The following is a 13,031-nucleotide window of genomic DNA, read 5'->3' on the forward strand; positions in this document are numbered from 1 at the left end:
TCATACCCTGGCCCGGCCCTGTGGTCCTGCGCAGGACCACAGGGCCTCCGCTCATACGGGCGAGGCCACCGCCTCGTCCACTCCCGCGCGCAGCCACCGCACCACGGCCTCGGCGCTGTACGGGCCCCCGTCGGGGGCGAGATCCCGCAGGAAGCCCAGGTCCTGGCCGATGGTGACGACGGGCGGCTCCACCACGCCCCGGGGGCGGCGCTGCCCGAGCCCGATGGCGGCCAGCAGCCCGTTGCACAGGCAGTGCCGCCCCTCGGTCCGCCCGGCCTCCCCGCCCTTGCGGACGTATGCCACCTGCGGCTCCGCGGGGCAGCGGTAGCCGAGGGTGCCCTGGGGAGTGCGGTAGGGCGTCCGCAGATAGCCGAGATCGCAGACCCGGGCGCGGGCGGCACCGATCTCGGGGTCGGCCAGCGTGCCGGGCAGGTCGGCGACCTTGAACGGGAAGCTGGTCGGGGAGGCCGCCGGGTCGTTGCGCACCACCAGTGCGCCCGTCAGCTCGTGCTCGATCAGCCGCCGCCGCAGCCCGGCGTCCATGCCGGACTCCTCGCAGAGCGCGAAGACACTGCCGAGCTGGACACCGGCCGCCCCCGCCGCCCTGGCCTCGCGCAGCTGTCGCGGTCCGCACTGGCCGCCGGCGATCCAGAACGGCAGTCCGAGGCGGGCCATCTTCGCGTAGTCCGGGGTGTCCCGGGGGCCGTAGACGGGGTCGCCGGACTCGTCCAGGCTCAGCGGTCCGCGCGGTGGGGCGCTGTGACCGCCCGCGCGGTGGCCCTCGACGACGAATCCGTCCGGCCGGGTCTCCTCGTCGCGGTTCAGATACGAGGCCAGCGCCGGCAGCGAGACGATGGCCAGGACGCGCGGGCGGCGCAGGTGGCCGGCGTGACCCGGCCGCGCCCCGCGCAGCACCGAGGCGGGGTCGAAGCGCAGCTCGTGGGGCTGCTCGTCACCCGCCACGTCCACCCGTACGGTGACCGGCTCCGACCGGGCGAGGCCGTCGGCGATCCCGGGGATCTGCGCGGGGATGCCGGCGCCGACCAGGACGTAGTCGACGCCCGCCAGGATCGCGCCGAACATGGCCGGGGCGGTGGCGGGCTGCACTTTCTCCAGGTAGTTGACGCCGACCGGTCCGTCGTGGCCCTCCTTGGCGAGCCACACCTCGCAGAAGTTGGCGACCACGGTCAACGGCCGGGAGGGGCATGTCTCGTCGGCGGTCATCATCGGCGTGGCCGCGAAGCGCTCATCGGGTCCGATCCCGCCCTCGACGAAGTAGCGCTCCCGCAGCGCGTCGGCGAGTTCCGGCACGGGGAAGGCGGCCAGCGCCCGCCGGAGGTGGCCGCCCGGGTCGCCGCTCTGGAGCACCCGGATCAGCACGGTGTCGAGAGCGGTGCCGGAGACGACCCCCAGCTGTCCGGTGCGCGCGACGGCCCGGGCGAGCCGCCAGCCGGACACCCCCACACCCATCCCGCCTTGGATCAGCCACGGCAGTCCGGCCGCCGCCCGGGTTTCGTTCATGCGGTCCTCGCATATACATGACGGCCGGACCGGGGAGCGAACCCCGGCCCGTGCCGGCGTATCCCAAACTTACGGTTCCGTAAGCTACGGCATCGTAACCTACGCCTCCGTAAGTTGAAGCGAGGGGCCGGACGTTTACGCTCCTTCGGCCGCCGCCTTGTCCAGGGCCGCGGTCAGTTCGTGGAGGCGGGCGCTCAGGGAGCGGATTTCGTCGGCCTCGAAGCCGGTCGCGGCGAGGATCCGGCGCGGCACCTCCACGGCCCGCTCCCGCAGTGCGGCGCCCTCCTCGGTGGGCCGGATCTCCACCGACCGCTCGTCGCGCGCACTGCGCTCCCGGCGCACCAGGCCGGCCGTCTCCAGCCGCTTGAGCAGCGGGGACAGCGTGCCGGAGTCCAGGCGCAGATGCTCGCCGAGCTTCTTCACGGGCAGCGTGCCGTGCTCCCACAGCACCAGCATGACCAGGTACTGCGGATAGGTGAGGCCGAGATCCTTCAGTACCACCCGGTAGACGCCGTTGAAGGCGCGGGAGGCGGCGTGCAGGCTGAAGCAGATCTGCCGGTCGAGGCGGAGCCAGTCGTCCGCGGCGCCCGGCAGCGGGGTCGTCGCGGGTGGGCTCGGATGGGCTGTCATGGGTCCAGGGTAGCCCTTGCGGCCCATTTGATTGCGTGCAATTGAATTGTGTGCTCTACTTGAGGTCGTCAGGCGGCCGGAACCCACCACGGACCCGGCCGGCTCAGCACTCGAGAGAGGGTTTTCCATGGACGCGCTCTACACCGCCGTCGCCACCGCCACCCACGGCCGTGACGGCCGCGCCGTCACGTCCGACGGGAAGCTGGACCTCGGCCTGAGCGCCCCCGTGGAGCTCGGCGGCAACGGCCAGGGCACCAACCCCGAGCAGTTGTTCGCCGCCGGATACGCGGCCTGCTTCGGCAGCGCCCTCGGCGTGGTCGGCCGCGCGGCGAAGGTCGACGTCAGCGAGGCCGCGGTGACCGCCGAGGTCGTCCTCGGCAAGCAGGGCGAGGGCTTCGCGCTCGCGGTGACGCTGCGCGTCGAGCTGCCCGAGGGCATCGAGGAGGCGACCGGCCGCAAGCTGGTCGAGCAGGCCCACCAGGTCTGCCCCTACTCCCACGCCACCCGCGGCAACATCCCGGTCGACCTCGTCATCGAGTAGTCCCGTCGGGCGCCACCGCGCGTCCCTCCGGCGGGCGCCACGACCGCGGTCCCGGCGGACGCCACCGCGAGGGGACCCGCCCGGTGTCACCGCGGTGGTCGCCGCATACGCCCCCGCGAGTTCTTCGGCGGGCGCCACGACCGCGGTCCTGGCGGACGCCACCGCGAGGGGTCCCGCCCGGTGTCACCGCGGTGGTCGCCGCATACGCCCCCGCGAGTTCTTCGGCGGGCGCCACGACAGCGGTCCTGGCGGACGCCACCGCGAGGGGACCCGCCCGGTGTCACCGCGGTGGTCGCCGCATACGCCCCCGCGAGTCGTTCCGGCCGGTTGCACGGCCAGTCCCTCCCCGTGCCCGTGCCGCCGCGCAGGGGCGGACATCACCGCGCGCGGTCCCGCCCCGTGTCACCGCGGGCGGGCGCGGTGGGCGTCGGCCCGCCGTTCACCCCCCGACCCGCGCCAGCACCTCCCCCGTCCGCCGGCTCCACGCCACCACCACCGCCTCCTCGGGCACCCGCTGCCAGGGCGTCAGCAGCAGCCAGCGCGCGTGGTACCGGCGGACGACCGCGGCCCGCTCGGCGCGGGTCGAAGCGGGGTCCAGGTAGGCGCGCACGTCCTCCGCCCGCCGCAGCCGCTCCCGTTCGTCCAGCGCGGCGTCCGGCCAGGCGGGCGCCGCGAGGTTCGGCCCGTACCCGGCGATCGCGTGGACCGCGTGATAGCCGTCCACGATCACCACCTCGCCCGGACCGATGTACCGCGCGGCCCAGTCGTACGACGGCCAGTCGGGCGGCCGCTCGAAGCCGACCGGATCCACCGCGGGCGGCACCACCGCCCCGGCGTGCACCGTCAGGAATCCGGCGCAGGCCCCCGCGGCCGCCGCCCCGCCCAGCAGCCGCCGCCACACCGGCCACGGCCGGGGCGCCGCCAGCTCCACCGCGAGCGCGAACTGCAACGGCACCAGCGTGAGCCCGAGGATCCTGCCGTAGGTGTAGTGGCCGCTGACCCACCCGTACGCCACCACCACGCAGTCCAGTACGAACATCAGCACCAGCGGGTCGCGCCACGAGGTGCGCCGCGCCCGCAGCCACAGCACCGGCAGCCCGAGCAGCGCCAGCCCGAACTGCCCGGCGAGATCCAGGTAGAGCCGCCGGTGCATCGCGTCCACGCTGCCGTCCCCGGCCAGCGCGAGGACGTCGAAGTACGGCCAGCAGGCGGCCACCAGCAGCGCCACCGCACCCGTCAGCGCCCACCGCCCGGCGAGCGCCGCGGACCAGCCGCGCTGCCACCCGGCGACCAGTGCCACCGCCCCCACCGCCGCGGCCACCGCCGTGATCGGATGGACGAGCAGGATCAGCGCGTACAGCGCGCCCAGTGCCACGTACCCCGCCACCGGGCGCAGCCCGCCCGGCCCCACGAACCGCACCACCCCCGAGTCCCGGGCCCGGGCCCCCGTCAGCGCCCACGCCCAGAAGGCCAGTCCGATCGCGAACGCCGACGGGTAGGCGAGGTTGCCGGTCATCGACATCAGGTTCAGATAGCCGCTCCACCAGGCCCGCTCCACCCCCCACAGCAGCGTCATCGCGGCGAGCGCCAGCACCGGCGCCCACGGGCGCGGGGTCAGCACCCGCACGAAACGGCCGATCCCGGTGAGCAGCACCAGCAGGTTCAGCGGCCCGGTGAGCCTGAGCACCTCCCAGCCGCCCAGACCGGTCAGCCGGGCGGCCACGCCCTGCGCCAGGGCGAACGGCGAGTAGTACGGGCTGCCCGCCCCCGGCAGGTCCGCCATCGGATGCCGGGGACGCAGCAGATCGTCCTCGAGGCGTTCGACGACCGCCGCGTGCTGCCCGGCGTCGCAGCACAGCGGCACCGCCCAGTACGCCAGCGACATCACCAGCCAGAACAGGAAGCCGAAGAGCTGGTACGGCGTGGGACGCCAGGCCCCGCCGCCGCGCAGCGCCGTGGCACCGTCCACGGTCCGCCGTACGAGGACTCCGGCGCTCATCGGGTGACGGGGAACGAGGGCATGCGAGACATCTGCCGTATGTTCCCGGAGAGATCACGGGCATGACCGCATGTCACCTCTTCGAGTGATCCGGTGGTCAGTGGACCGGCTCCGCCGGCGCCCCCTGCGCCGGCACCACCACCCGCCGCACCACCGGCTCCAGCAGCAGCGGCACCCCCAGCACCGGCAGCAGCCAGGCCAGCGTGATCAGCCGCTCGCCCCAGATGTTGATGTCCGGATGCCCGGCCTGGTTGAGGAACCCGGTCACGGCCGCGGCGACCAGGAAGGCACCGAACGCCGGTCGCCGCCGCGCGCCCAGCACACCGGCCGCCACCGCCGCCACGAACAGCGGCTCCCACAGCTGCCGCCGCAGCCACTCCATCCAGAAGTTCCCCTGGAGCTGGAAGAACTCCGCCCAGGGACGCTCCCGGTCCGGACGGGCGAAGTGATCGGTCAGCAGGTCCTGCACGCTCTCCGACACCGACGGATACTCCAGCAGCCGGGCCAGCAGCAGCGTGCCCAGTGCCCCCACGCACCCCGCCCCGGCGAGCGCCACCACACCGCGCCCCGGAGGCAGCCCCCGCCACCGGCGCCGGACCGCGACCGCCGCGCCCGCGCCCGCCAGGCACAGTCCGAGGAACAGCGCCTGCGAGTGCTTCACGGTGAACAGCGCGAGCAGCGCGGCGCACACGAGCGCCGTGCCCGCCCGCGTCCTGCTCCCCTCCAGCACCAGCGCACATCCCCACAGCGCGGCCAGGGTGAGGGCCAGCAGCAGCCCTTCGGCCATCGGGCGCATCGCCGTCGTCCCGCACGGCAGGACCAGGAACAGCGCCTGCCCGGTGAGCGCGAGCGGTACCGGCACCGACAGGGCACGCAGCACCAGGAAGGCCAGCACCCCGCCCACGCAGGTGACGACCACACCCGCCGCCCACAGACCCCAGGTCGCACCGAACAGGCCGACGAACGGCACCAGGAACACCGGATAGCCGGGACGTACCTCGAAGATCCGCATGAACCGCTCGGACATGAACGGCACGGTGTGCCCGCCGGCCCCACCGGCCGCCAGCCGCGCCTCGACCGCCCGCCACTCCTCCTCCCGGCACTCCCGCAGCACCCGGGGCGCGGGGTCCGGGGCGTGGAAGCGCACCACGTCCACGTTCTGCCTGCGGTGCGCCATCGACGCCCGGCCCGCGCAGTAGTGGTCGATGGTGACGGCCGCGGCCTCCCGCTTGCCGGCGCCGCCCAGACTCAGCGCGTACGACAGGTAGTTCTTGCTGTCGGGGGTGTCCCGCCCGGACACGTTCGCGAGTTGCAGCAGCGCGAAGACCACGGTCAGGAGCAGCACCCAGGTGCGCGGCCTCACGACGCGTTCAACTGGTCACGCCGGCCGGTCTGGACGGGCACCCGGGACGGGGACGGGGACCGGTCCGGCATCGGCTCGTCCAGCATCAGGGCGCGCACCACCCGTTCGGCGGCCAGGCCGTCGTCGAACTCGCAGTACCGCTCCCGGAAGGCGGACCGCAGCCGCGCCGCCTCCTCGTCCTGCCAGGTACCGGAGTCGAACAGCCATGCAAGCTCCCGGTACGAGCGCGCCACATGGCCCGGCGCCTCGGCGGTGATGTCCACATAGGCGCCGCGGCTGGCCCGGAAGACGTCCCAGTCGTCGGCGTGGATCACGATCGGCCGGTCCAGGTTGGCGTAGTCGAACATCAGGGCCGAATAGTCGGTGACCAGGACGTCGGCGGCGAGCAGCACGTCCTGCGCCTCCGGCTCGTCCGTGGCGTCGACGAGCACGCCCCGCCGGTGCAGCTCCGTGAGACCGAGACCGCGCGCAGGGCCGTCGGCGAGCGAGGGGTGCAGCCGGACCACGAGGGTGCGCCCCTCGCCCAGGTCGGCGGCGAACCGGGCCGGGTCGATCCGCTCCACCAGCCCGTCCCTGCGGTAGTCGCGGCGGGTCGGCGCGTACAGCACCACCGTGTCGCCCTCGGGGATCCCGAGCCGCGCCCGGACCTCCCGGCCGCTGTCCCGGCCCGCCCGGACCAGGACGTCGTTGCGCGGGCTGCCGCTGCGCAGCGAGGCGAAGTGGCAGGGATACGCCCGCTCCCACACCAGCTCGGAGTGCCGGTTGGCAACCAGGCTGTGGTCCCAGCGGTCGGCCCGGCGCAGCATCTGCGGTACGTCCAGGCCGAGCCGGGCGCCGGGCCTGTCCAGCAGATCGGCGCCCATGAACTTCAGCGGGGTGCCCTGATGGGTGTGGATGTGCACGCTTCCCGGACGTTTCACCAGCGCACCCGACCAGTTGACGTTGTTGACGAAGTACGTGGCCCGCTCGGTCACCCTGCGGTAACCGGGGGAGTCCGGCAGCACGTACTCGGTGTCCGGTGGCAGCCCGGCCGCCCGCTCCTCGTCGGCCAGCACCCAGACGCCCCTGATGTGCGGGGCGATGTCACGCGCCGCGCGGTGGATCGCCGCCGGGTCGCCGAGCACGCCCCGGTGCGAGAACGCCGAGTACACGGCGAGCTCCGGGTCCAGGGGGCGGCGCAACGAGGACCGGGCCGCCCGGGCCCGCGCCGCCGTCGCCGCGCGCGCCTGACCGGCCCGCCGCCCCAGCTCCCGGCCGGCCCGCTCCGCCCGGCGCCGCAGTACGTAGCCGGCGTAGCCGCCCTCCAGCACCCGCAGCTCGGCGGGGACCCGGGCGCCCTCCGGCCGGTGCGCCCGGAACATCTCGGCCGTACGGCGGAAGAACTCGCCCTTGTCGGACGGCGGCAGCCGGTCCGGCTTGGAGAGGATGTCGAGACAGTGCTCGCCCATCTTGGTGTGCAGGAGGGGCCGCCAGTGCGCCAGTGCCGGGCGGGCGTCGAGGAACCGGAACACCCGCGCGTACTGCTCGTGGACGTCGAAGTGCTTGCGGCTGGTGGTGGACAGGATGCTGCCCTGGCGGCGCTGCCGGTAGTACAGGCAGATCCGGTCCAGGGTCGCGACGCGCTCCGCGCTGAGCAGCACCGGGAACGTCCAGGGCGTGTCCTCGTAGTAGCCGGGCGGGAAGCCGAAGCCCTCCCGTTCGACGAAGTCGCGGCGGTAGACCTTGTTCCACACCACCATCAGCAGATCGAGGATCTCCGGCCGCTCGGCGGCGGTGAAGGTGCCGTCGGCGCTCTCCGCCAGGACATGGGCCAGGACGTTGCGGCGGGTGCCGCCCCACCAGTAGGTGCGGGCGTAGTCGAAGACCAGCACGTCCGGGTCGCCCGTCTCGTCGAGCCGGTCGGCCAGGGCGCGCAGCGCGCCCGGGGTGAGGGTGTCGTCGCTGTCCAGGAAGAACAGGTAGTCACCCGTCGCGTGCGGCAGGCCCGCGTTGCGGGCCCGCCCCAGACCCACGTTCTCCGGCAGGTGCAGCACCCGGACCCGCTCGTCACGGGCCGCGTACGCGTCGAGGATCGCCCCGCAGCCGTCGGGGGAGCGGTCGTCGACCGCGATCACCTCGATGTCGCGGTACGACTGTTCGAGCACCGAGTCGAGACAGGCGTGCAGATACCCCTGCACCTTGTGGACGGGGACGATGACGCTGAAGCGGGGCACGTCAGCTCCTCACCGGGGTGGTGGCGGCCGCGGGGGCGGGGACACGCTCCGCGAGCGGGATCACGGGCGGCAGGCTCTCGGGAGGCTCACCGAGCAGCACCCTGCGTACGACCCGTTCGGCGGCCCGCCCGTCGTCGAAGGCACAGAACCGCTCCCGGAACCGGGCCCGCAGGGCGGCCGACTCCGCGCCCGCGTACGAGCCGTCGCGGAACACCCGGGCCAGCTCGTCGGGGGTCCGCGCGACCGGTCCCGGCGGCCCGGCCATCAGGTCGAAGCAGACGCCGCGGGTCTCCCGGTAGACGTCCCAGTCGTCGGCGTACACGACGATCGGTCGGTCCAGGACGGCGTAGTCGAACATGATCGACGAGTAGTCGGTGATCAGCGCGTCGGCGGCCAGGCACACGTCCTCCGAGGAGCGGTGCGCGGATACATCAATGACCTGGCTGACCCGGCTGATCCGGCCGCCCCCGCTCCCGCCCCGGTCGTAGAAGTAGTGGGCGCGCAGCAGCACCACGACGTCCTCGCCGGCCGCCGCGCAGAACGCCTCCAGGTCGAGGCCGGGCTCGAAGCCGGTGTGGTGGTCGCGGTGGGTGGGCGCGTACAGCACGGCCCGCGCGCCCTCGGGGACGCCCAGCTCCGCGCGGATCCGGGCCACGTCGTCGGCGCCGGCCGTCAGATACACGTCGTTGCGCGGATAGCCGTACTCCAGATGCTCGTAGGAGCCGGGGAAGGCGCGCTCCCACACGCGGGTGGAGTGGGGGTTGGAGGACAGGTTGTAGTCCCAGCGGTCCACCCGGCCGAGCAGCTTGGTGAAGCTGCCCGTGGCGGCCGCCACCACCGGGTAGGTCGACTGGTCGACGCCCATGGTCTTCAGCGGGGTGCCGTGCTGCGTCTGGAGGTGGACGCTGCCGGGGCGTTTGACGACGCCCTCCGCGAAGTTGGCGTTGTTCACCAGGTACGTGGCGCGGGCCAGCACCTTCCAGTAGCGCCGGCTGCCGATGACCGCGTACTCGACGTCCTCCGGCACGGTGTGCGCCTGGTCGGCCTCCACCAGGAACACCGAGCGGATGTGCGGGGCGAGTGTGCGGGCGGCGCGGTGGATCGCCGCCGGGTTGCAGGCGTAGCCGCGGCCCCAGTACGCGCAGTACACGGCGAGGTGCGGGTCCAGCGGGCGGCGCAGCTGCATCCGGTACAGCAGCCGGGTGCGCAGACCCTGGGGACGGGGCACCGCGGCCGCCAGCCGGGCCGCCGCGCGACGCGAGCCGCGCAGGGCCGCGAAGGCCGGGTAGGCACCGGCCGCCAGCAGCCGGTGCTGCACCCCCAGGCTGCCGGGCGGGGGCCGGAAGCCGGCCGGGCGGTGACGGCGGTACAGGGCGCTCGCGCGGCGGAAGAACGCGCGGCGGCCGGAAGGGAGCCGCCGGGGGTGCGCGGCCGTCTTCAGGACGACCGCGAACAACTGCTCGAACAGCGGTCGCGTCCGGTCGGCGGACACCTGCAGGTCGGCGGCGCGGGTGAGCACCAGGTCGGTCTGGTCCAGCAGGTCGGCGTGGTGTGCGCCGGGCAGGTTCAGCCTGCTGCCCTGCCGGCGCACCAGATGCCGTACGACCACCGCGCGGAGCACCGCCACCCGCTCGGCGCCCAGCATCGCGAGGCCGCCCCAGCCGATGTCCGTGAAGTGCCCCGGGGGGAACGCCAGGCACTGCTCGGCGGCGAACGTACGGCGCCAGGCCGCGCTCCACGCCGGGAGGCGCACGCCGGTGAGCCGGGGGGCGCGATCGGGGGTGAAGGCGTCGTCCGGGGTGTGCGCCAGCAGGGGCGCGGCCGGGTTGGTGGACTCGCCCTCCCACCACGGGACCCGCTCGTGCTCGAAGTGCAGCACGTCCACGTCGCCGGTCCTCGCCAGGCGCGCCTCCAGCGCGGCCAGCGCGCCCGGGACCAGGACGTCGTCGCCGTCGAGGAACAGCAGATACGTCCCGGTCGCCGCCCGCATCCCCGCGTTGCGCGCCCCCGCCAGCCCCTGCGCCGGCGGCGCGTGCACGGGAGCCACCCGGGAGTCCCGCTCGGCGTGCCGGGCGGCCACGTCGGCCGCCGGGGACCCGGCCGCGTCACAGACCGGGATCAGCTCGAAGTCACCGAAGGACTGGGCGAGGACCGAGTCCAGCGCCTGGCCCAGCCGACCTGCGACCCCATGGGACGGGACGATGATGCTGAAGCGGGGCATGCTGCTCTCTCCGTAGGGGATGACGTGCTGCTCTTTCCGTAGGGGGGATGGCGTGGCGCCCGCGTCGGCGTGCGCGGCGCCGGCCGGGCCGCCCCGTCGGCCGCCGGGCGGGCGGCCGGGCCGGAGCGGGCCGTGACGGGCCGGGGGGCATGGGAACTCCCGAGAGGGGAACGACGGTCGGCCGCCGTCGGTGACGGTCAGCAGTCCGGCAGCAGTCCGGCGGGCTGCCGCGGCGGCGGCGACGCGAGCGACGGCGTGCCGAGCGCGGCGGCGGCCGGCGGGGCCGGGCGACGCTCGTCCAGGGGGACGAGCGGAGGGAGGGCGGTCTCCCCGAGCAGGACCCGGCGCACGACCCGTTCGGCGGCCCGGCCGTCGTCGTGCGGACAGAAGCGGTCGCGGAACGCCGCGCGCAGCCGGGCGGAGCGGGCGCCGCACCAGTGGCCGGAGGCGAAGATGTCGATCAGATCGTCCTCGCTGCCCGCGACCGCCCCCGGCGGGACGGAGCGCGGGTCGAGGTAGAGCCCGTGGACCGCCTCGTACGCCTCCCGGCCGGCGGCGTGCAGCACGACCGGCCGGTCCAGGACCGCGTAGTCGAACATCAGCGGGGAGAAGTCCGTGACCAGGGCGTCCGAGGCCAGGCACAGTGACACCGGGTCCGGATGCCCGCTCACGTCCAGGACCCGGTCCACGGCGGCCCCGGCCGGCCCTTCCTGCGGGTGAGGGCCGCGGTCCAGGACGACGAACCGCGGACCGAGCCGGCGCACCACGCGCTCCAGGTCGAGCAGCCGGGGCTGAGTGCGGACGTGGTCGCGGCGGGCCGGCGCGTACAGGATCGCCACCGAGCCCCGCGGGATGCCCAGCGACGCCCGCAGCCGGGCGACGTCCGCGTCGGTCGCCGTGTGGAACCGGTCGGTGCGCGGCCTGCCGTACTCCAGGGTGGTGTAGCGGCCGGGATACACCCGCTCCCAGGTCAGGGTGGAGTGACGGTCGGCGGAGACGACGTAGTCCCACTGGTCGACGTCCGCCAGCAGCCGGGCGAAGTCGGTGCCGCGGGCCGCCGCCGGACGCTCCTGGAGGTCCAGGCCCACATGCCCGAGGGGGGTGCTCGGCTGGGTCCGGACGAGGATCTGGCCCTTGCGCTTGACCAGGCCGGGCCCGGCCTCGGTGTCCGTCACCAGATACGCGGACCTGGCGAGCGCGGTCCAGTGGGCGGCCGTACCGGGGACGAGGAGACGGGTGCCCGGCGCGAGGGTGTGCGCGTGCTCCGGGCCGGCCACCCAGGCGGTGCGCACGTGCGGGGCGAGGTCGCGCACCGCGGCCTCCAGGGCGCCCGGGTCGCCGCCGCGGCCCGCCCGGGCGGTGAACAGGGCGTGGTCGGCGCGCAGCGGGAGCAGTCGCTGGAACCGGTAGTGCCCGCGCAGGACGGCGCGGCGCAGGGTGCCCGGCAGCCGCCGGGTGAGCCGGGCCGTCCCGCGGCACAGGGCGGCCGTCAGCCGCAGGGTCCGGTAGGTGCGGCGCAGGCCGAAGCGGACCAGCGTGTGGTGGACGCGGGTGCGCGCGGGGACGGCTGCTCCGGGTGTCCGGTGACGCCGGTAGTGGGCCCGCGCCCGGCGCAGGAACGCGGCCCGCGAACCGCGCGGCAGCCGGTCCCGCCGCGTGTACACCGTCACCAGGTGATCGACCATGCGGCGGAACAGCACCGGGCGCCAGCGCTCCAGTTCGGGTCGCCCGTCGAGGAACGCGAAGACCCGGTCGTACTGGTCGAAGACATCGAAGTGCCGGTCACTTGTGGTGCGCAGGATGCAGCCGGACCGCCGCTGCCGGTAGTGCACGCACACCCGGTCCAGGGTGGCGATAGACTCCGCCGTCATCAGGGCCGGGTACGTCCACGGGGTGTCCTCGTAGTAGCCGGGCGGGAACGACAGGCCCGCGCGCCGGACGAAGTCCCGCCGGTACGCCTTGTTCCAGGCCACCATCAGCAGGTTCAGCAGCCCCGGCCGGTCGGTGAGCCGGAACGGAGCCGGACCGCGCTCGGTGAGCTCGGCCGCGACCTGGTTGCGCACGGCCTCGCCCGACCAGTAGACGCGCGCGTAGTCGTAGACCAGCACGTCCGGTTCACCGGTCTCCTTCAGCCGGTCGGCGAGGGCGAGCAGCGCGCCGGGGGTGAGGGTGTCGTCGCCGTCCAGGAACACCAGGTAGTCGCCGGTCGCCCGCTCCATCCCCGCGTTGCGCGCCCGCCCGAGGCCGGTGTTCTCCGGCAGGTGCACCACCCGTACGCGCGGGTCCCGGGCCGCGAACTCGTCGATCACCGCACCGCAGGCGTCCGGCGAGCAGTCGTCGACGGCGATCAGTTCGAGATCGGGATACGACTGCGACAGCACCGACTCCAGGCACTCGTGCAGATACGCCTGGACCTGGTACGCGGGGACAATGACACTGAACCTGGGCAAGGGGCATCCAACGGTCGCTGCGGGCGTTCTGCCCGGCAACGGCCGCTGGGCCGACTTGGTTACGCCCCCTGCGGCATCCGGGGGACGTCCGTC

8 protein-coding genes are annotated in these 13,031 nt (G+C 74.4%); 1 reads left to right on the forward strand and 7 read right to left on the reverse strand.

Annotation, left to right across the window (positions count from 1 at the left end; translation table 11 throughout):
* Positions 1-51 precede the first annotated feature (51 nt).
* Together ACIF9R_RS16630 and ACIF9R_RS16635 are read right to left on the reverse strand one after the other, a co-directional pair.
* Positions 52-1,521: a nitronate monooxygenase gene (locus ACIF9R_RS16630; protein ID WP_399980071.1), complete on the reverse strand. Its 1,470-nt coding sequence runs from the start codon at positions 1,519-1,521 to the stop codon at positions 52-54.
* Between the two features lie 135 nt (positions 1,522-1,656).
* A complete protein-coding gene (locus tag ACIF9R_RS16635) occupies positions 1,657-2,151 on the reverse strand; it encodes a MarR family winged helix-turn-helix transcriptional regulator (RefSeq protein WP_399980074.1) in 495 nt (164 codons plus the stop codon).
* A 127-nt stretch (positions 2,152-2,278) separates the two neighbouring features.
* Here ACIF9R_RS16635 and ACIF9R_RS16640 point away from each other — a divergent pair, with 127 nt between their 5' ends.
* Positions 2,279-2,692 (forward strand): organic hydroperoxide resistance protein, encoded by a 414-nt coding sequence (locus ACIF9R_RS16640; RefSeq protein WP_399980076.1) that lies wholly within the window; start codon positions 2,279-2,281, stop codon positions 2,690-2,692.
* A 439-nt stretch (positions 2,693-3,131) separates the two neighbouring features.
* Here ACIF9R_RS16640 and ACIF9R_RS16645 read toward each other — a convergent pair whose 3' ends face one another.
* The 5 genes from ACIF9R_RS16645 to ACIF9R_RS16665 form a co-directional block, all read right to left on the reverse strand.
* A complete protein-coding gene (locus ACIF9R_RS16645; protein WP_399980078.1) occupies positions 3,132-4,691 on the reverse strand; it encodes a hypothetical protein in 1,560 nt (519 codons plus the stop codon).
* 97 nt (positions 4,692-4,788) lie between these two features.
* A complete protein-coding gene (locus tag ACIF9R_RS16650; RefSeq protein WP_399980080.1) occupies positions 4,789-6,054 on the reverse strand; it encodes a hypothetical protein in 1,266 nt (421 codons plus the stop codon).
* A complete protein-coding gene (locus ACIF9R_RS16655) occupies positions 6,051-8,267 on the reverse strand; it encodes a CDP-glycerol glycerophosphotransferase family protein (RefSeq protein WP_399980082.1) in 2,217 nt (738 codons plus the stop codon). The genes ACIF9R_RS16650 and ACIF9R_RS16655 overlap by 4 nt, the downstream gene beginning before the upstream one ends.
* Before the next feature lies 1 nt (position 8,268).
* Positions 8,269-10,488, reverse strand: coding sequence for a CDP-glycerol glycerophosphotransferase family protein (locus ACIF9R_RS16660; protein ID WP_399980085.1), 2,220 nt, complete (start codon positions 10,486-10,488; stop codon positions 8,269-8,271).
* Positions 10,489-10,685: 197 nt separating this feature from the next.
* Entirely contained in the window at positions 10,686-12,938 is a 2,253-nt protein-coding gene (locus ACIF9R_RS16665) for a CDP-glycerol glycerophosphotransferase family protein (RefSeq protein WP_399980088.1), read from the reverse strand.
* Positions 12,939-13,031 lie beyond the last annotated feature (93 nt).

The sequence above is a fragment of the Streptomyces sp. NPDC086080 genome, from assembly GCF_044540255.1.
In the GTDB taxonomy this organism is placed as follows: Bacteria; Actinomycetota; Actinomycetes; order Streptomycetales; family Streptomycetaceae; genus Streptomyces.